The following is an 18,634-nucleotide window of genomic DNA, read 5'->3' as shown; positions in this document are numbered from 1 at the left end:
GTGGAAGGTCGAGAGGGGATTGTCATGCGAACGACGTCACCGGTTCTGGCTCGCAGATTCCGCGACATCGTCGCGCGCGTAGGCGCGGCGTTCCGTGAGCAGCGCACTATCGACGCGCAGCGCGCGTTGCAGCGCTATCGCCATCTGCTGGCGCAGCCGCGCGACACATCGCTTTTGAATGAAATCATTCCGGTCAGCAACGAAGAGGATATTTCAGGAAATGCCCACCGATCTGATGCGTGCGAGCGCGCGGCCGGCCACCCCACATTCGAACGTGCGTAACGTCAACATCGTCGCGATCGCCGTGACCGCGGCGCTCGTCACGCTCCAACTGGTCGGCCTCGCGATGCTGGAACGTTCTCACGCGCGCGCGATGGATGTGTCGTTTCCACGCGAACCGCAGGTTTGCTCCGAGAATGTCGACGCTGCCGCCTCGCAAATCCCCTACGATTGACCGGAGGACGGTCCGTGCCCGATGTCACGACTCTGATCCTGCTCAGCGTTGCCGTATTCGCCGGCGCCTTCGTTTCGGGGCTCTCGGGATTCGCATTTTCGGCCGTAGCGGGCGCCATTCTGCTCCGGGTGTTTCAGCCGCTGGAGGCGGTGCCGCTGATGATGGCGTGCAGCATCGGCGTGCAGGCGACCAACCTGTGGGCGCTTCGGCGCAGCATCCGCTGGGAGGGCAGTCTGCTGCTGATCGTCGGCGGATTGATCGGCGTTCCCATCGCGGTGTCGCTGTTGCAGTCCACCGATACGCATCTGCTCAGGCGGGGCTTCGGCATCATCGTCGCGCTCTATGCCGCCTACATGCTGCTGCGGCCGACGCTGGTGACAGCCGGCGAGGCCGTCGGCCGGCACTGGGTGGCGCTGATCGGGTTCGGGGGAGGGCTGGTCGGCGGCCTGACCGCCATGCCCGGTGCGATCCCGACGATCTGGTGCGACATGCGCGGCATGCCCAAGAGCGAGCAGCGGGGCCTGGTGCAGCCGTTCATCGCCGCGATGCAGCTCTTTGCCATCGCGCTACTGGTCGGACATCAGGACCTGTCGTCAAAGGTCTTCGTCGACCTCGCGGTCAGCCTGCCGGCGCTGTTCGCCGGTTCCGCGCTCGGCGTGATCGCCTTTCACCGCGTCAACGAGACGGTCTTTCGCAAGACCGTGCTCGTTCTGCTGCTGATATCGGGGATTTCCCTGATCTAGCGCGTGAGCCCCTGGACCGGCGCCGCGCTGGTGTCGCTGCCGTGATGCGTCAGCGGCTTCATGCCGGTGACGGTCCGGAGCAACACGTAGAACACCGGCGTCAGGAACAGGCCGAACACGGTGACGCCGATCATGCCGGAGAACACGGCAACGCCCATGGCGCGCCGCATCTCGGAGCCTGCGCCGGTCGAGAGTACCAGCGGCAAGACGCCCATGATGAACGCCATCGACGTCATCAGGATCGGACGTAGCCGCAGCCGGCTCGCCTCGATCGCGGCCCGGATCGGCGTACGCCCGGCGAATTCGAGCTCGCGCGCGAATTCGACGATCAGGATCGCGTTCTTGGCCGAGAGTCCGACCAGAACGATGAGTCCGATCTGGGTGAAGACGTTGTTGTCGCCCTTCGAGATCCAGACCCCGAACATCGCCGCCAGCAGACCCATCGGCACGATCATGATGATCGAGAGCGGCAGGGTCAGGCTCTCGTAGAGCGCGGCCAGTACCAGGAATACCAGCAGGATCGCCAGCGGGAACACCCAGAGTCCGGAATTGCCGGCGATGAACTCCTGATAGGTCAGGTCGGTCCATTCGAAGGCAAAGCCTGGCGGTAGCGTCTCCGCCGCGATCCGCGTCGCTGCCTCCTGCGCCTGGCCGGAGGAGAAGCCGGGCGCGGCCGCCGCGTTGATGTCGGACGACAGGAAGCCGTTATAGCGGATCGCGCGCTCCGGACCCGCGCTCTGGCGGATCTTGAGCAGCGCCGACAACGGCACCATGTCGCCCGAGGACGAACGCACCTTCAGCTGCCGGATGTCGTCGGCGCGGGCACGGAACGGCGCATCGGCCTGGACGTAGACGGAGTAGGTGCGGCCAAACTTGTTGAAGTCGTTGACGTAGTAGGAGCCGAGGTAAATCTGGAGCGTGTTGAACACCTCCGTCACGGGCACGCCGAGCTGAAGCGCCTTGGTGCGGTCGATGTCGGCGAAGAGCTGGGGTACGTTGACCTGGAAGCTCGAGAATACGCCGGCGATCTCCGGCGCCTTCTGCATCGCCGCCATGAACGCTTTCGTCGCCTCGTTCAGTGCCTCGTAGCCGAGACCGGCGCGGTCCTCGATCTGGAGCTTGAAGCCGCCGATGGTGCCGAGACCGTTGACCGGCGGCGGCGGGAACATGGCGATGAAGGCTTCCTGGATGCCGGCGTATTTCTTGTTGAGATCGGCCGCGATGGCATTGCCGCTCAGGGCCGGACCCTTGCGCTCGTCGAACGGCTTCAGCGTCGAGAACACGATGCCGGCATTGGAGGAGTTGGTAAAGCCGGAGATCGACAGGCCCGGGAAGGCGACCGAACTCTCGACACCGGGCTGGGTCAGCGCGACGTCGCTCATCTTGCGGATCACCTCTTCGGTGCGGTCGAGCGTTGCACCGTCAGGCAGCCGCGAGAAGCCGACGAGATATTGCTTGTCCTGACCGGGGACGAAGCCGCTCGGCACCTGCTGGAACAGGAGGGCGGTGAGGCCGACCAGCACCACGTAAAGGCCCATCACCGCAGCCTTGCCGGAGATCACCTTGGTGACGGTGCCGCTGTAATTCTCAGACGAACGCGTGAAGGCGCGGTTGAAGCCACGGAAGAACCAGCCAAGGCTCTTTTCCATGATGATCGTCAGCCGATCCTTCGGCTCGTTGTGGCCCTTGAGCAGCAGCGCCGACAACGCCGGCGACAAGGTCAGCGAGTTGACGGCGGAGATCACGGTCGAGATCGCGATCGTCAGCGCGAACTGCTTGTAGAACTGCCCGGTGAGGCCCGAGATGAAGGCGAGCGGCACGAACACCGCGATCAGCACCATCGCGATCGCGATGATCGGACCCGAAACCTCGCGCATCGCCTGATAGGTGGCATCGCGCGGCGACAGCCCGGCCTCGATGTTGCGCTCGACGTTCTCGACCACGACGATGGCGTCGTCGACGACGATGCCGATCGCGAGCACCAGGCCGAACAGGCTGAGCGCGTTGATGGAGAAGCCGAACATGTGCATCACGGCAAAGGTGCCGACGATCGACACGGGCACCGCGAGCAGCGGGATGATCGAGGCCCGCCAGGTCTGGAGGAACAGGATCACGACCAGCACCACCAGCGCGATCGCCTCCAGCAGCGTGTGGATCACCGCCTCGATCGAGGAGCGCACGAACTGGGTGGGGTCGTAGACGATCTGGTAGGACACGCCCTCCGGCATGTTCTTCTTGATCTCGGCCATGGTGGCGCGGACGTGGTCGGAAATCTGGAGCGCATTGGAGCCCGGCGCCTGGAAGATCGGGATCGCCACCGCCTGCTTGTTGTCGAGCAGCGAGCGCAGTCCGTATTCGGACGCGCCGAGCTCGATGCGCGCGACGTCGCGCAAGCGCACCACTTCGCCGCGGGCGCCGGTCTTGACGACGATGTCGCCGAACTGCTCCTCGTTCGCGAGCCGCCCTTCCGCGTTGACGGAGAGCTGGAGGTCGATGCCCTTCACGTTCGGGGAGGAGCCGACCACGCCGGCGGCGGCTTCGACGTTCTGCGCCTGGATGGATTTGACGATATCGCTCGCGGTCAGCCCGTGTTCCGCCGCCTTCTGCGGGTCGACCCAGACCCGCATCGAATAGTCGCCGGCGCCATAGAGCTGGACGTCACCGACGCCGTCGATCCGCGCCAGCCGGTCCTTGACGTTGAGCACCGCGTAGTTGCGCAAATACGTCATGTCGTAGCGGCCGTTGGGCGACAGGAGATGCACGACCATGGTGAGGTCGGGCGACGACTTCTTGGTGATGATGCCGAGCTGGCGCACCACGGCCGGCAGGCGCGGCTCGGCCTGCTGCACCCGGTTCTGCACCAGCTGCGTCGCCTTGTCGGGGTCGGTGCCGAGGCGGAACGTCACCGTCAGCGTCATGGCGCCATCGGTGGTGGCCTGGCTCGACATGTACAGCATGCCCTCGACGCCGTTGATCTGTTCCTCGATCGGGGTCGCCACCGTCTCCGCGATCACCTTGGGATTGGCACCGGGATAGGTCGCGCGCACGAGGACGGAGGGCGGCACCACGTCCGGGTATTCCGAGATCGGCATCGCGAACAGCGAGATCAGGCCGGCAAGGAAGATCAGGACCGACAGCACGCCGGCAAAAATCGGACGATCGATGAAGAACTTTGAGAGATTCATGGCTTTGCCCCTGGGCAATATCCTGCGGTTCTCCGACAACTCCGTCGTCGTTCCGGGGCGCGGGCGAAGCCCGCGAACCCGGAGTGAGATGGTCGGAGTTTCGTAGTCTCGAGAGTCTCAGGTGCGCAATTGCGCACCGTAGTTCGCGACTTCGTCGCGCCCCGGAATGACGTGACTTAGCGTTGCACCACGTCCTGGTTGCTGTGGTTGGAAGCCTGCTGCGGCCCGCGCACACCCATCGCCGCCACCTCGGTCTTGAGGAGGGCGCCGGGCCGCACGCGCTGGAGGCCGTTGACGACAATGCGATCGCCGGGCTTCAGGCCCGCGGTGACGATGCGCAAGCCGTCGACTGCGCCGCCGAGCGTGATCGGCCGGTAGACCGCGCGGCTGTCGTCACCGACCGCCATCACGAACTTCTTGTCCTGGTCGGTGCCGATCGCGCGCTCGTCGATCATCACCAGCGTCTGCTGCTTCGGCTGGCCCATGCGCACGCGGGCGAACTGGCCGGGGATCAGGCGCCCGTCCGCGTTCTGGAACACCGCGCGGACGCGGATGGTGCCGCTCTGGCCGTTGACCTGGTTGTCGATGAGCTGGATATGGCCTTTCGCCGAAAGGCCGCCGGAGGTCGCCATCTCCACCGGGATCTGGTCGAGATTGCCGCGCTTGCCGGAAGCATCCGCGATCGAGTTCAGCGCGTGCAGCACGACCTCTTCATCCGCATCGAACGAGGCGTAGATCGGATTGACGGAAACGAGCGAGGTCAGCACCTGGGAGGCGGTGCCGGCGGCGACGAGATTACCGACGGTGACCTCGATCTTGCCGACGCGGCCGTCCACGGGCGCGCGCACCTCGGTGTAATCGAGATTGAGCCTTGCGGTCTGGAGCGTTGCTTCAGCCGCCTTGACGTTGGCGATGGCCTCGCGATTGGCATTGTCGCGCTGGTCGTAGTCGCGCCGCGTGACGACGGCATTGCCGACGAGCTGTGCACCGCGCTCGAGCTCGCTCTGGGTGAACACCACGCGCGCCTTCGCCGCCTCGAGCTGGGCGTTGGCCTTGTCGACCTCGGCCGCGTAGGGTGCAGGATCAATCTTGAACAAGACGTCGCCGGCTTTCACCAGCGCGCCTTCGGTGAAATTGGTCGATAGGATCGCACCGGCGACGCGCGGGCGAAGCTCGACGCGCTGGATGGCTTCGAGCCGGCCGGAGAAATCGTCCCACAGCACGGTCTGCCGCGGCTCGATCATCGCGACCGTGACGGAAACAGCTTGCTCGGCCGCGGCCGCCGTTGCGGTCGCTTGCGCTGCGCGAAAGTAATGGCCGGTCGCGATCGAACCAGCCACGGCGAGGGCACCCACGATGGCGACACCGCCGAGAAGGCGGCGGATACGGCCAGGGCGAGAAGTATTTTGGGAGGGGGGCATTTGCGCGCTCCAGATATGTAGTGTTCACTACAGATGTGGAGCTGGATACCGCAGCGCAAGATACATATGTACCGTTCACTAAGAAAATTGTAGCCGCTTACCGCAAGAATTGGAAGGCGGAAGAGAAAATAAAGCGAGAACAAATAGATAGGATCATGCGTTAAGCTGAGAGATGACGCCGAATCCGAGGAGACAGAGAGATGGGCATGGGACGCCCCCGCGAGTTCGACGCCGATGTGGCGTTGGATCAGGCGATGGAAGTGTTTTGGCGCCATGGCTATGAGGGCGCCACGATCGCCCAGCTCACCGAGGCGATGGGCATCAACCCACCGAGCCTTTATGCCTGTTTCGGCAACAAGGAAGGCCTGCTGAAGGCCGCGCTCGACCGCTACACCAAATTGCGCGGCGTCTGGATGGACGAGGTGGTTGCCGCACCGACCGCTCGCGAGGTTGCCGAGCGCATGCTGATGGGCATCGCCGAAAAGCAGACCGATCCCGCCAATCCGCCCGGATGCCTGCTCGTGCAAGGCGGCATCGCCTGCGGCAGCGGCTCCGAGAACGTCCCCTTCGAACTCGCCGCCCGCCGCGCCCAGAACGAAGACCAGCTCCGCGACCGCTTCATCCGCGCCAAGGCGGAGGGCGATCTCAAGCCGACCTCGGATCCCGCGGCGCTGGCGCGCTATGTGTCGGCGGTGTCAGTGGGCATGGGCGTGATGGCGTCTTCGGGCGCGGACCGCGAAGCGCTGCGGCAGGTGGCGAGCGTGGCCGTGCAGGCGGTCGAGGCGCAGTCGGCCGAGAGAACCTGATTCATTTCACGGATTTCGTTGCAGAGAGCGACGGCGGTGGCACAAACCCACCGAACTCGCGCTCGATCAGCCCGGCCAGCGCAATCGTCGTGCGGTCCTCGAGATAGGGCCCGATGATCTGGACGCCGATCGGCAGGCCGGAAGGCGTGCGCTCGATCGGAACGGCGGTCGCAGGCAGTCCGCAGGTCGACGCGGGGTCCGCCCAGATGAAGCACGCATCGGAGTAGTTGAAGAGCTTGCCGTCGATGTCGAGTTGCCGTGCGTCGAACGGCTCGGACTGGTCATGCGGAAAGGCCGGCACGGCGGCGGCCGGGTAGATCACCGCGTCGACGTCGCGGAAGAGCTGCTGCCACTTCTGTCGCAGCTGCAGGCGTGCCGCGTCGGTCGCCAGCCAATCGCGATGGATCATGCCCCAGCCGCGTGCGCGCTCGGCCTGCAGGCTGCAGTCGTCGGGCGCGAGTGCCGCGGCAACTCCTTGCGCCTCTGCGAGGGCGGCCTGGGTCAGGCGCGGGCTTCGCGCGGCGTTCAACAGCTTCATGTAGAGCCGCGCGGATTCGGCGAGATCGGGCAGCGCCGCGCTCGAGCGCGCGACCTGCGCGCCCGAACGCGCGAGCCGTTCCGCCAGCCGTCCGATCGCGGAGCGCACAGCGTCACCCGTCGGCATCAACGGATGCGTCTCGATCACGAGGATCCTGAAAGTCCTGAGCTGGTCATGTCGCGGCGCCGGCAGTGCCAGGCGATAGCCGATCCCGTCGTGCGTCTCGTCTGGGCCGGCAATCACATCGAGCGCCAGGGCGAGATCCGATGCCGTGCGTGCCATCGGTCCGACGACCGCCAGATCGCCCTGGCCGGGAACGGGCGGCGCCGGCGGCAGACTGTATCCGCGCAGCGGGACCAGCCCGAGGCTCGGCTTGTGTCCGAACACACCGCAGAAATGCGAAGGGACCCGGATCGATCCGCCGATATCCGAGCCGATCGAGAGCGGACCGAAGCCCGCGGCCAGCGCCGCGCCCGATCCGCCGGAGGAGCCGCCGGGTGATCGGCCGAGATCCCACGGGTTGTTCGTCGTCCCGTGGATGTCGTTGTAGCTCTGGAAATCCCGCAGCCCGATCGGGATATTGGTCTTGCCGATGATGATGGCGCCCGCCGCCTTCAACCGCGACACGACGAGGGCATCCTCCTCCGGCTGGAAATCCCTGAAATGCGGAAAGCCCCATGTCGTCGGCAGGCCGGCGACGTTGAACGGTTCTTTGAGGGTCACGGGGATGCCGAGCAATGGCCGTCGCTCGCCGCGGCCAAGCGCGGCGTCGGCAGCGCGCGCGGCGTCTCTTGCGCGATCGAAATCGCGAACGATGACGGCATTGATCCGCCCGTCCAGCGCCTCGATGCGCGCGATCGTATGTTCGAGCAGTTCCGACGCAGACACCTTGCGTGCGTGGAGGGCACCCAGAAGTGCGCTGATTGAGCCGTAATCCAAGTCAGGTTCCAAGTCAGCGGGAACAGCACCGTCCGAAAACAGCGATGCCTTCCGAACGGTTAATGGCGTCGGCTCGACGACGAGTTCACAAGCGGCGATCGTGCAATCCTGCGCCTGTCTTGCCCGACGTGTCAAACGTCCGCGCCGGCATGGCTCGCGCCGCGCGGAGCGAAATTCTTCAATGATTTTTACTGTGCATGGGGTTGTTTTCGCGTTTTTGTCCAAGAGTTCCGACCGAGACAGAGCAACAGCCGTCAGAGTCCGTATTGAACCGGAACTCCTAAGAATTTTTACACACAGTTCTGGCACGCTCCGCGCGTCAATATCCGCAACCTGCATCGTTGCATCTCATTGCGCGCACGAAAAGATAGGACCCGCGGGCATCGAGGGGGCGTTACCCATGACTGCACTTGCTTCTGACGCCGGTCGCGCGAGGAGTGGGATCGTGCCGATCCTGTTGTGCGTCGTGCCGTTCAGCCAGATTCCACTCGATGCCTACACGCCCGGCCTGCCGCAGATGGTGGTGGATCTTTCCGCCGATCCGGCGTCGATGCAGAACACCGTCACCGCCTACATGCTCGGCATGAGCCTCGCACTTGTGCCGGTCGGCATCGCCTCCGATACGCTGGGTCGCCGCAACGTTTTGCTCGCAGGGCTATCGGTGCTCATCGCGATGAGCATCGCCTGTGCGCTCGCCACCAGCGCCTCGCTGCTGCTCGCGCTGCGCTTCCTGCAAGGCGTCGGCGGCTGCACCTGCCTCGTCGTCGCCTACGCGGTCGCGGCCGATTGCTTTCGCGGCCGCGAGCTCACCGCAATCTCCGGCCTGCTCGGCGCGGCCTGGGGGCTCGCGCCGGTGCTGGCGCCGGCGGCCGGCGGCTTCATCGTCGAGCTGACGTCGTGGCGCGGGGTGTTCGTCATCATTGCCATTGCCGTGGCGATCGTCGCCGCGATCGTCGTGCTGCTGCTGCCCGAAACCCTGCCGGCGGATCGCCGCGCGCCGTTCGATCCGCGCAGGACTGCCGGCATCCTCCGCGAGGCGCTCGTCCGTCCGGGCTTCCTGGCCTTCGTGCTGGTCTTTGCCGCCGCCGCCAGCGCGCAACTGGCATTCGGCGTCGTCGCGCCGTTCTTCTACCAGACCGGCCTCGGCTATTCGGCGGCCATCTACGGCCTCGTCGCGCTCGGCCTTGGCGGCGTCAATCTTGCCGGCGAACTCGGCTGCGCGCATTTCGCGCGCGTCATGCCGGCGCGCATGCTGGGCTTCGGCGCCTTCGCGCTGTTTCTTGCAGGCTCCGCGGTCCTGACCGCGACCGGCATGACCCTTGGTCTCGATTTTGCGTCGATCACGATCGGCGGCGCGCTGGTGCTCGGCGGCTGCGGCGTGTTGTGCCCGATGATGTACGGCATGGCGCTCGGCCTGTTCGAGCGCGACCACGGCCTGATCGGCGGCCTCATCAGCGCGCTCTGCTATCTCGCGGTGAGCGGCGCCATGGCGATCGCGGCGGTGCTGCCCGAAGCAACGCAGGCGCCGATCGGCTGGCTTTATCTCGGCCTCTGCATTGTTGCGGGCACGCTGCTCGCGATCTCGCTGCCCGCGGCGCGCCACGCCACACAGACTTAAGGAAGGAACCAGTTCATGACCACCGTCGGTATTCGCGGCACGTTCTTCGACTTCGTCGACGATCCCTGGAAGCACATCGGCAACGAGCAGGCCGCCGCGCGCTTTCATCAGGACGGCCTCATGGTCGTCACGGACGGCGTCATCAAGGCGTTCGGTCCCTACGAGAAGATTGCTGCCGCACATCCCGGGATCCAGATTACCCACATCAAGGACCGCGTCATCGTCCCCGGCTTCATCGACGGCCACATCCATCTGCCGCAGACCCGCGTGCTCGGTGCCTATGGCGAGCAGCTGCTGCCGTGGCTGCAGAAGTCGATCTATCCCGAGGAGATCAAGTACAAGGATCGTAACTACGCGCGCGAAGGCGTGAAGCGTTTTCTCGATGCACTGCTCGCCGCCGGCACCACCACCTGCCAGGCCTTCACCAGCTCCTCTCCGGTCTCGACCGAAGAGCTGTTCGAGGAGGCAAGCAGGCGCAACATGCGCGTGATCGCGGGCCTCACCGGGATCGACCGCAACGCGCCGGCCGAATTCATCGACACGCCCGAGAACTTCTATCGCGACAGCAAGCGGCTGATCGCGCAGTATCACAACAAGGGCCGTAACCTCTACGCCATCACGCCGCGCTTCGCCTTCGGCGCCTCGCCGGAGCTGCTCAAGGCGTGTCAGCGCCTCAAGCACGAGCATCCGGACTGCTGGGTCAATACCCACATCTCCGAGAACCCGGCCGAGTGCAGCGGCGTGCTGGTCGAGCATCCGGACTGCCAGGACTATCTCGGCGTCTACGAGAAGTTCGATCTGGTCGGTCCGAAATTCTCCGGCGGCCACGGCGTCTATCTCTCGAACAACGAATTCCGCCGCATGTCCAAGAAGGGCGCGGCGGTGGTGTTCTGCCCGTGCTCGAACCTGTTCCTCGGCAGCGGCCTGTTCCGTCTCGGCCGCGCCACCGATCCGGAGCACCGCGTGAAGATGTCGTTCGGCACCGACGTCGGCGGCGGCAACCGCTTCTCGATGATCTCCGTGCTCGACGACGCCTACAAGGTCGGCATGTGCAACAACACGCTGCTCGACGGCAGCATCGATCCGGCGCGCAAGGACCTCGCGGAAGCCGAGCGCAACAAGCTCTCGCCCTATCGTGGCTTCTGGTCGGTCACGCTCGGCGGCGCCGAAGGCCTCTACATCGACGACAAGCTCGGCAATTTCGAGCCCGGCAAGGAAGCCGATTTCGTCGCGCTCGATCCGAACGGCGGGCAAGCCGCGCAACCCTGGCACCAGTCGCTGATCGCCGACGGCGCCGGCCCGCGCACCGTCGACGAGGCCGCGAGCATGCTGTTCGCCGTCATGATGGTCGGCGACGATCGCTGCGTCGACGAGACCTGGGTGATGGGCAAGCGTCTCTACAAGAAGAGCTGAAGCGGATAGCCGCCGATGAGCGCATCTCCTGATACGGCCGGCCAGCCGGTCGCCCTCGTCATCCAGCGCCGCATCGCCGACGACGGCTTTGCCGCGTTCGCGCGGTGGAACGGCGAGGTCGGCGAGGTGCTCAAGGCGTGGCCGGGCTTTCTCGGCCAGGAGGTGGTGCCGCCGCAACCGCCGGCGCATGTGGACTGGGTGACGATCCTGCGCTTCGCCAGCCCGGCCGCGGCGCGCGCCTGGCTTCAGAGCGAGGTGCGGGCGAAGCTGATCGGACAGGTGCAGCGTTTCTTCGTCGGTTCGGAAGACGTCCATATCCTGCCTGATACCGGCGTTGAGCGCGACAGCGCGGTCTCGGCCGTCATCTCCTTCAAGGTGCCTGACGAGCTCGAGGACACATTCCTCAAATGGCAGCAGCGCATCCAGGCCGCGGAGGCCGAGTTCAAGGGCTTTCTGCGCCACAAGATCGAGCGGCCGATTCCGGGCCTGCGCGACGAATGGATCATCATCCTGTCGTTCGACAGCGATGCCAACCTCAATGCGTGGCTCGACTCGCCCTTGCGGCAGACACTGCTCAAGGAGGGGGCGCGCTTCAACACCGGCATGAGCGTGAAGCGGGCGAGCTATGGCTTCAATTTCTGGTTCCCGGCCGGCAAGACGCCGGCTCCGGAGCAAGGTCCGGGACTAATCTGGAAGAGCAACCTGATCGTCCTGCTGGTGCTCTATCCGGTGGTCTATCTTTGGGGCTATTTCATCAGCCGGCCGCTGATCGACAGCCACGGCGTGCCGGTCTGGCTGTCGCTCTTCGTCGGCAATCTCGTGAGCACCCAGCTGCTCGGCTGGTGGCTGGTGCCGGCCGCCTTTAGGGCGTTGGACTGGTGGGTCACGCCGAAGGCGGCGCTCGGTCGCCAGATCGCGGGATACGCACTGCTTGCCGCGCTCTACGCTGCGTCGATGGGCCTGTACGCGCTGCTGCTCGCATGGCATTGGGGACGGTGAGACCGTCCACGTGCGGGCCGTTGAGGTGCTGTCGGGAAGAGCGGCGGTCTCTGGACACTGACGAGCATGTTCGCCCTGACATTTCTCGGGACCTCGGCCAGCGTTCCTTCCGCGGAACGCAACCATCCCGCCCTCCTGGTGGAGGCGGCGGGCAAGCGCATCCTGATTGATTGCGGCGAGGGCACGCAGCGCCAGCTGCTGCGCAGTGGCGCCGGCTTCCGGCGGCTCGATCGCATCCTGCTGACGCACGCTCATCTCGATCACGTGCTCGGCATCCCCGGTCTCTTCTCGACGCTGGGCTTGCGGCAGAACTCCGACGTGATGACCATTCACGGCGGCCCAGATACGCTCGACATCGTCATCCGGATGCTGGCGGGCCGGTGGGGCGCGGGCAGGGCGCCGATCCCCGTGGAGTTCGCAGCCCTGACCGAAGGCAAGTTCATCGATGCCGGCGACTTCACCATCGACTGCTTTCCGGTCCGCCACCGCGACACCGACAGCTTTGGCTTCATATTCCAGAGCCCCGCGCGCCGCCACCTTCTGTCCGATCGCCTCGTGTCGCTCGGTGTTCCCGACGGTCCCTTGCGCGGCGAGTTGGCTCAAGGACGGCCGGTCGTGATCGAAGGTGGCCGGACCATTGATCCGGAGGATGTCCTGGGGCCGCCGAGCGGCGGCCGGAAGCTCGTTGTCATCGGCGACACCGAGACCACCGAGGGGCTGTCGCAATACGTCACTGACGCCGACATGCTGGTGATCGAGGCGACGTTCGTCGATCGCGACGCGCCGACCGCGCGGGACTACGGCCACCTCACCGCGGCAGAAGCGGCCACCTTTGCGGCCGCGAACAATGTCGGGCAGCTCGTGCTGACCCACATGTCGGGACGCTACGAGGACGAGGAGATCCTGGCCGAGGCGGCAAGGATCTTCCCGAACAGCCGGATCGCCGCCGACTTCGATCACATCGTCATCTAGTCGCAGCCCTCAGCCCGACAATCCCGACTTGATCGCGATGTCCTGCACCTGGCGCGTCACCTGCATCAGCCGTGGCAACGCCTGATCGCGAAAGGCCGGCATGTCCATGCGCATCGCGTCGATGGTGACGCTCAATCCCCCGATCACAACACCCTGGGCGTCGAAGATCGGCGTCGCCAGCGTACGCAAGCCATAGGCGTTCTCGCCGTCGGAGACGGCATGGCCTTTCTTCTTGACCAGATCGAGCCGGGCGAGCAGGGCATCGAGATCGGTCAGCGTTCGCTCCGACAGCTTGACGCGAGGGCGCGCCTCCAGTCGCTCGATCTGCTCGTCCCGCGTGAGATGCGCCAGCATGACATGGCCGAGCGCGGCGCTGTAGGCGGGAATGCGCGAACCCGGCCGCCGATCCATCTTGTGGCGGTCGAGGCCGGCGCCGACGCGCGCGAGATAGATCACGTCGCCGCCGTCGAGAATGCCGAGCGAGGCCGCATCGCCCACCTCAGGCACGAGGTCGCGCAGCAGCGGCTCGACGATGGCTCGCAGCGATCCGTGCGACAGCACGGTGTAGCCGAGGTCGAGACAGGCGAGCCCGAGGCGGAACCGGCGGCTCTGCGGAACCGGCTGGAGATAGCCGAGCTCGATCAGGGTCTGGATCAGCCGGAACGCGGTCCCGCGATCGAGATCGGCGCGTGCGGCAACTTCACTCAGGGTGAGCTCGAAGGCCTCGCTGGTGAAACTCCTGAGCACCGCGAACGCCTTGCCGACGGAAGCGACGTAATTCTTTGGATTGTTCTTCGGACCGTTCTTGGGATCTTTCTTGGGATTTTGCGGCGCCGTTTCCGTTTTCCGCTTTGCGGCCTTCTTTTCGGCCTTGGCCATGCTTGAATGCCCTGCCATGACAGCCGTCGCCCTTGACGCGGCGGCAGCCTGATCCTACCAACATGTCAGATCATAACAAATGTTCGCATTCCGAACAACATCGATTTGACGATCGGAGGAAGTTTGTCGACATCATCGCTGCACCCTCATGGCGTGTTCTCCGCCGCGCTGACGCCGCTCGACGCCGAGCTCGCCCCCGATCATGCGCGCTTCGTCGCGCATTGCCGCTATCTCCTGGATGAAGGCTGCGACGGCATCGCGCTGCTGGGCACCACGGGCGAGGCGAACTCTTTCTCCGCCGCCGAGCGCACCGCGCTGCTCGAAGCCGTGGTGGCCGCCGGCATCGCGCCGCAGCGGCTTCTTCCCGGCACCGGCGTTGCCGCGCTCACCGAGACCATCGCGCTGACGCGCCACGCGCTCTCGGTCGGCGTCGACACCGTCGTCATGCTGCCGCCGTTCTACTATAAGGGCGTCAGCGACGACGGCATCTTCGCCTCCTATAGCGAAGTCGTGCAGCGCATCGGCGATGCCAGGCTCAAGGTCGTGCTCTATCACATCCCGCAGATGTCGGCGCAGCCGATCTCGCATGCTCTGATCGAGCGGCTGCGTACGGCTTATCCAGCCACCTTCACCGGCATCAAGGATTCCTCCGGCGACTTTGCCAACATGACCGCAATGGTCGAGCGCTTCCCCGGCTTTTCGGTCCTGGTCGGGGCCGATCCGTTGCTCCTGCCGTTGCTGCGCAAGGGCGGCGCGGGCTGCATCACTGCCACCTCCAATCTCGTCGCGCGCGATCTTGCTTATGTCTACAAGCACTTTCGCGACAGCGACGACGATGCGGCGCTCAAGGCGACGCAGGCGCGCATCGTGAAGGCGCGCGAGCTGGTCTCGCGGTTCCCGCAGATGGCATCGCTGAAGGCGCTGGTGGCCGAGCGCACCGGTCACTCCGGATGGCAGCGGCTGCGGCCGCCGCTGGAATCGCTGCCCCCGGCTCAAGTGAAAGACCTGCTCGCGGATGCTGCTGCATTCGCTGCCGCCACCGTCTAGACTTGGCGCGGGCGACGAGGCGATCCGATGTCCGATTCTTTCCAGGATGCGTTGGCCGGGCTCGCTGATATCGTCGGCGACAAGCACGTCATCGCGTCCGGGCCCGACCAGGAGCCCTATGTGGTGGACTGGCGCGGGCGCTATCACGGCCGCGCCGTCGCGGTGGTAAAGCCCGGCTCGACCGCCGAGGTCGCCTCCGTCGTCAAACTCTGTGCGGCGAGGGGGCTCGCCATCGTGCCGCAGGGCGGCAACACCGGCATGTGCGGCGCGGCGACGCCGGACGATCGCGCGAGCAATGTCGTGATCCGGCTCGATCGCATGCGGGCGGTACGCGACGTCAGTCCGCTCGCCAACACGATTACCGTAGAGGCCGGCTGCATCCTCGCCGAGGTGCAGGCTGCGGCGCAGGACGTCGATCGCTATTTTCCCTTGAGCCTCGGTGCTGAGGGCTCCTGCCAGATCGGCGGCAACATCTCGACCAATGCCGGCGGCACTGCCGTGCTGCGCTACGGGCCGACGCGCGATCTCGTGCTCGGCCTGGAGGTCGTGCTGCCCGACGGGCGCGTCCTCGACGGACTGCGCGCGCTGCGCAAGGACAACACGGGTTACGCGCTCAAGCAGCTCTTCATCGGCGCCGAAGGAACGCTCGGCATCGTCACCGCGGCGGTGCTGAAACTGTTCGCGCCGCCGCGCAGCTCGGCTTTGGCGTTATTGAAGTTGCAGGGTGTGGAGCAGGCGCTCGAGATCATGCAGCGCCTGCGCGGTGCTGTCGGCGACCGGCTCGGCAGTCTCGAGATCATGTCGCGGTCGCAGATCGAGGCGATCGCGACGACCGTGCCGCATGTCACGATCCCCTTCGAGCTGACGACGCCGTGGTATCTGATCGTCGAGCTGACCGACACGCTCGCGGGCGTGGACCTGAACGAACCGCTGGCCGCGGTGCTTGCAGAGGCGATGGAAGCGGGGCTTACCGAGGACGCCGTACTGGCCTCCAGCTTGGCGCAGGCGAAGGCGATCTGGGCGGTCCGGCACAGCGTCTCCGAAGGCAACAAGCGCAGCGGTTACGTGGTGTCGCATGACAGCGTCGTGCCGCTGGAGCGCCAGGCGGCCTTCGTCAACAATGTCGAGGCCCGGATCAAGGCCGCCGTGCCGCATGCGAATGTGGTCATGCACGGCCATATCGGCGACGGCAACATCCATGTCGTGGCCTTGATCGATCGCGTGCATTGCCAGGTCCCGGACGCGACGGCCAAGCTGGTGGCCGAGATCAACGAGATCGTCGACGACGAGACCGCCGCGCAAGGCGGGGCCATCAGCGCCGAGCACGGCATCGGGATCACCAATCGCGGCCGGCTCGCCCGCGTCGCCGATCCCCTCGACATCGAGCTGATGCGCGGCATCAAGCAATTGCTCGATCCGAATGGCCTGATGAATCCGGGCAAGATTTTTGCCGTGGGAGGCGTGCGGCGATGACGAGCGTCTGCCTGCTTGCCGACGACCTCACCGGTGCGCTCGACACCGCGGCGGAGTTCGTCGGCCTGTGCGGACCGTTCGACGTCACCTGGCCGGAAGCGCCCGCGGCGCAAGGCTCCCGGAGCCTTGCGATCGACAGCGGCACGCGGGAGCGCTCCAGGGCCGAGAGCGTCGAGATCGTCGGGCGGCTGGCGCCGCAGCTCCGCGGGGCGACGATCGGCTACAAGAAGGTCGATAGCCTCCTGCGTGGGGCGTGGGCGGCAGAGCTCGGCGCCTGCCTGCGCAGCGGCCATTGGGCATCTTGCGTGGTCGCGCCCGCCTTCGACTATCAGGGGCGTCGTACCGTCGCTGGCCAGCAATTCGCGCGCACGGTGCAGGGCGAGTGGCATCGCGTCGGCGACAATCTGCTCGCCCAATTGCAGCTTGAGGGCATCGAGGCGCGGCAGGGGCAGGCTGATACGCTGGCGCAGGCCGGCGTTCAGGTCTTCGATGCCGAGAGCGACATCGATCTCGATCGTGTCGTGGAGATGGGACGGCGCATGCCGGGTCCGGTGCTGTGGTGCGGAAGCGGCGGATTGGCCGGGGCGCTCGCCCGGAGCCACCGTGCCGATGCGCCGAGCCAGTTGAAGCTGCCGGTGCTGGGGCTGTTCGGCTCCGACCAGCCCGCCACGGCGTCGCAGCTGGCCGCATGCGGCGAGGCGACCATCGCGCTTGCGGAAGGTGAGGGCGCGGCGCGTGTCCAGCGCAAGCTCGCCGGTGACGAAATCGCATTGGTCAAATTCTCTCTCGCCGAAGGCCTGACGCGCGCCGAGGCGGCGCGGCGGATCGCGCGCGAAATGACAGCGCTGATCGCGGCGCTCGAACAGCCCGGCACATTGATCGTTGCCGGCGGCGAAACCCTGAAGGCCGCATGCGTTGCACTTGGCGCGCATGCGCTCCAGGTAACAGGGCGTATCGTTCCGGGGTTGCCGCGCTCGATCCTGCAGGGCGGCCGCTGGGCCGGCGTTGACGTCGTCTCGAAGTCCGGCGCCTTTGGTCCCAGCGAGCTGTGGCGCGACCTGCTCCGGGACAATCATTTGCTCAGAATGGAGAGTCCGACATGACCTCTCGTCATCTTGCCATCACCATGGGCGATCCGGCCGGGATCGGGCCGGAGATCATCGTCAAGGCCTGTATCGGGCTGAAGGACCGGATCGCGACGGGCGATCTGCGCCTGCTGGTCATCGGCAGCGGCGCGGCGCTGGACGGCGCGAAGGCCGCGCTCGGCACCGACATTGCGATCCCGCTTGTGTCGGCCGACGATCGCGAATGGCCCAACCTCTGCTACCTGCAAGCCGACGCCGAGGGCGATCCGATCAAGCCCGGCGTGCTCAGCGCCGATGGCGGCCGCTTCGCCTACAAGGCGATCGAGCAGGGCGTGCGTCTGACGCAGGCGGGCCGCACCGCGGCCATCGTCACGGCACCGCTCAACAAGGAAGCGCTCAACAAGGCCGGCTATCATTTCCCCGGCCACACCGAGATGCTCGCCCATCTGACCGGCGTGCGCGGCTCGGTGATGCTGCTTGCCCACGGCAACATGCGCGTCAGCCATGTCTCCACCCATGTCGCGCTGGAAGACGTGCCGAAGCGTCTGACGCCGGAGCGGTTGCGTTTGGTGATCGACCTCACCAACGATGCGCTGCGCCGGCTCGGCATTGCCAAACCGAAGATCGCGGTCGCCGCGCTCAACCCGCATGCCGGCGAGGGCGGCCTGTTCGGCCGGCAGGATATCGACGTGTCGGCGCCGACGATCGCCAAAGCGGTTGCCGACGGCCTCGACGTCGTCGGCCCCGTGCCGGGAGACACCATCTTCGTCAAGCTGCGCGCCGGCCAGTTCGATGCGGCGGTCGCGATGTATCACGATCAGGGGCACATTCCCGTCAAGCTGCTCGGCTTCCAGGTCGATCCCGCGACCGGCCGCTGGCAGGAGCTCTCCGGCGTCAACATCACGCTGGGCCTGCCGATCATCCGCACCTCCGTCGATCATGGCACCGCCTTCGACATCGCCGGCAAGGGCATTGCCAACGAGCACAGCCTGATCGAGGCCATCGACTATGCCGAACGGCTGGCCGCTGGCGCCTCCGCATCCAAATCATGAGATCGACCGC

Annotated in this window: 16 protein-coding genes; 12 read left to right on the top strand and 4 right to left on the bottom strand. The window is 66.0% G+C overall.

Annotated elements, in window-relative coordinates:
* Nucleotides 1-24 precede the first annotated feature (24 nt).
* Genes BM118_RS41230 through BM118_RS06245 form a run of 3 tightly spaced genes read left to right on the top strand, consistent with a single transcriptional unit; the run spans nt 25 to nt 1,197 of the window.
* On the top strand, nt 25-282 hold the full coding sequence (locus tag BM118_RS41230) for a hypothetical protein (protein ID WP_177234054.1): 258 nt from the start codon (nt 25-27) through the stop codon (nt 280-282).
* Nucleotides 221-454: a hypothetical protein gene (locus BM118_RS06250; RefSeq protein WP_092183192.1), complete on the top strand. Its 234-nt coding sequence runs from the start codon at nt 221-223 to the stop codon at nt 452-454. The genes BM118_RS41230 and BM118_RS06250 overlap by 62 nt, the downstream gene beginning before the upstream one ends.
* A gap of 14 nt (nt 455-468) precedes the next feature.
* A complete protein-coding gene (locus BM118_RS06245) occupies nt 469-1,197 on the top strand; it encodes a sulfite exporter TauE/SafE family protein (protein WP_092183190.1) in 729 nt (242 codons plus the stop codon).
* Here BM118_RS06245 and BM118_RS06240 read toward each other — a convergent pair.
* Nucleotides 1,194-4,382: an efflux RND transporter permease subunit gene (locus BM118_RS06240; RefSeq protein WP_092183188.1), complete on the bottom strand. Its 3,189-nt coding sequence runs from the start codon at nt 4,380-4,382 to the stop codon at nt 1,194-1,196. The genes BM118_RS06245 and BM118_RS06240 overlap by 4 nt on opposite strands.
* A gap of 176 nt (nt 4,383-4,558) precedes the next feature.
* Nucleotides 4,559-5,803, bottom strand: coding sequence for an efflux RND transporter periplasmic adaptor subunit (locus tag BM118_RS06235; RefSeq protein ID WP_092183186.1), 1,245 nt, complete (start codon nt 5,801-5,803; stop codon nt 4,559-4,561).
* A 200-nt stretch (nt 5,804-6,003) separates the two neighbouring features.
* Between BM118_RS06235 and BM118_RS06230 the strand changes: the two genes are divergently transcribed.
* Nucleotides 6,004-6,609, top strand: a complete 606-nt coding sequence (locus BM118_RS06230; protein WP_092183184.1) for a TetR/AcrR family transcriptional regulator — start codon at nt 6,004-6,006, stop codon at nt 6,607-6,609.
* A 1-nt stretch (nt 6,610) separates the two neighbouring features.
* On the opposite strand, the gene BM118_RS06225 is transcribed toward BM118_RS06230, so the two are convergent.
* Nucleotides 6,611-8,425: an amidase gene (locus tag BM118_RS06225; protein WP_244550063.1), complete on the bottom strand. Its 1,815-nt coding sequence runs from the start codon at nt 8,423-8,425 to the stop codon at nt 6,611-6,613.
* A gap of 106 nt (nt 8,426-8,531) precedes the next feature.
* Here BM118_RS06225 and BM118_RS06220 point away from each other — a divergent pair, with 106 nt between their 5' ends.
* The 4 genes from BM118_RS06220 to rnz all read left to right on the top strand — a co-directional run bounded on the left by BM118_RS06220 (nt 8,532) and on the right by rnz (nt 13,088).
* Entirely contained in the window at nt 8,532-9,704 is a 1,173-nt protein-coding gene (locus tag BM118_RS06220; protein WP_244550062.1) for a multidrug effflux MFS transporter, read from the top strand.
* 15 nt (nt 9,705-9,719) lie between these two features.
* Nucleotides 9,720-11,117: a guanine deaminase gene (gene guaD / locus BM118_RS06215; protein WP_092183180.1), complete on the top strand. Its 1,398-nt coding sequence runs from the start codon at nt 9,720-9,722 to the stop codon at nt 11,115-11,117.
* A gap of 15 nt (nt 11,118-11,132) precedes the next feature.
* Nucleotides 11,133-12,116 carry an antibiotic biosynthesis monooxygenase gene (locus BM118_RS06210; RefSeq protein ID WP_092183178.1) on the top strand — a complete coding sequence of 328 codons (984 nt, stop codon included), beginning with the start codon at nt 11,133-11,135 and terminating at the stop codon, nt 12,114-12,116.
* A gap of 66 nt (nt 12,117-12,182) precedes the next feature.
* On the top strand, nt 12,183-13,088 hold the full coding sequence (gene rnz, locus BM118_RS06205) for a ribonuclease Z (RefSeq protein ID WP_092183176.1): 906 nt from the start codon (nt 12,183-12,185) through the stop codon (nt 13,086-13,088).
* A 9-nt stretch (nt 13,089-13,097) separates the two neighbouring features.
* Here rnz and BM118_RS06200 read toward each other — a convergent pair whose 3' ends face one another.
* Entirely contained in the window at nt 13,098-13,967 is an 870-nt protein-coding gene (locus BM118_RS06200) for an IclR family transcriptional regulator (RefSeq protein ID WP_092183174.1), read from the bottom strand.
* A 123-nt stretch (nt 13,968-14,090) separates the two neighbouring features.
* Between BM118_RS06200 and BM118_RS06195 the strand changes: the two genes are divergently transcribed.
* The 4 genes from BM118_RS06195 to pdxA are packed head-to-tail and all read left to right on the top strand — an operon-like array spanning nt 14,091 to nt 18,624.
* Entirely contained in the window at nt 14,091-15,014 is a 924-nt protein-coding gene (locus BM118_RS06195; RefSeq protein ID WP_177234053.1) for a dihydrodipicolinate synthase family protein, read from the top strand.
* Nucleotides 15,015-15,041: 27 nt separating this feature from the next.
* A complete protein-coding gene (locus BM118_RS06190; protein ID WP_092183170.1) occupies nt 15,042-16,487 on the top strand; it encodes an FAD-binding oxidoreductase in 1,446 nt (481 codons plus the stop codon).
* Nucleotides 16,484-17,590: a four-carbon acid sugar kinase family protein gene (locus BM118_RS06185; RefSeq protein WP_092183168.1), complete on the top strand. Its 1,107-nt coding sequence runs from the start codon at nt 16,484-16,486 to the stop codon at nt 17,588-17,590. Before BM118_RS06190 ends, BM118_RS06185 begins: the two co-directional genes overlap by 4 nt.
* Entirely contained in the window at nt 17,587-18,624 is a 1,038-nt protein-coding gene (pdxA, locus tag BM118_RS06180) for a 4-hydroxythreonine-4-phosphate dehydrogenase PdxA (RefSeq protein ID WP_092183165.1), read from the top strand. The genes BM118_RS06185 and pdxA overlap by 4 nt, the downstream gene beginning before the upstream one ends.
* The last annotated feature ends 10 nt before the right edge of the window (nt 18,625-18,634 follow it).

It is taken from the genome of Bradyrhizobium sp. cf659 (assembly GCF_900113725.1).
Classification (GTDB): Bacteria; Pseudomonadota; Alphaproteobacteria; order Rhizobiales; family Xanthobacteraceae; genus Bradyrhizobium.
Note: the sequence above shows the minus strand (reverse complement) of the source record. Positions and strands in the feature narration are given on the sequence as shown.

Bases quoted from the DNA above. Each gene is read 5' to 3' on its own strand.
- BM118_RS41230 (WP_177234054.1), top strand. From the start codon at position 25: ATGCGAACGACGTCACCGGTTCTGGCTCGCAGATTCCGCGACATCGTC.
- BM118_RS06250 (WP_092183192.1), top strand. From the start codon at position 221: ATGCCCACCGATCTGATGCGTGCGAGCGCGCGGCCGGCCACCCCACAT.
- BM118_RS06240 (WP_092183188.1), bottom strand. From the start codon at position 4,382: ATGAATCTCTCAAAGTTCTTCATCGATCGTCCGATTTTTGCCGGCGTG.
- BM118_RS06235 (WP_092183186.1), bottom strand. From the start codon at position 5,803: ATGCCCCCCTCCCAAAATACTTCTCGCCCTGGCCGTATCCGCCGCCTT.
- BM118_RS06230 (WP_092183184.1), top strand. From the start codon at position 6,004: ATGGGCATGGGACGCCCCCGCGAGTTCGACGCCGATGTGGCGTTGGAT.
- BM118_RS06225 (WP_244550063.1), bottom strand. From the start codon at position 8,425: ATGCAGGTTGCGGATATTGACGCGCGGAGCGTGCCAGAACTGTGTGTA.
- guaD (WP_092183180.1), top strand. From the start codon at position 9,720: ATGACCACCGTCGGTATTCGCGGCACGTTCTTCGACTTCGTCGACGAT.
- BM118_RS06210 (WP_092183178.1), top strand. From the start codon at position 11,133: ATGAGCGCATCTCCTGATACGGCCGGCCAGCCGGTCGCCCTCGTCATC.
- rnz (WP_092183176.1), top strand. From the start codon at position 12,183: ATGTTCGCCCTGACATTTCTCGGGACCTCGGCCAGCGTTCCTTCCGCG.
- BM118_RS06200 (WP_092183174.1), bottom strand. From the start codon at position 13,967: ATGGCCAAGGCCGAAAAGAAGGCCGCAAAGCGGAAAACGGAAACGGCG.
- BM118_RS06190 (WP_092183170.1), top strand. From the start codon at position 15,042: ATGTCCGATTCTTTCCAGGATGCGTTGGCCGGGCTCGCTGATATCGTC.
- BM118_RS06185 (WP_092183168.1), top strand. From the start codon at position 16,484: ATGACGAGCGTCTGCCTGCTTGCCGACGACCTCACCGGTGCGCTCGAC.
- pdxA (WP_092183165.1), top strand. From the start codon at position 17,587: ATGACCTCTCGTCATCTTGCCATCACCATGGGCGATCCGGCCGGGATC.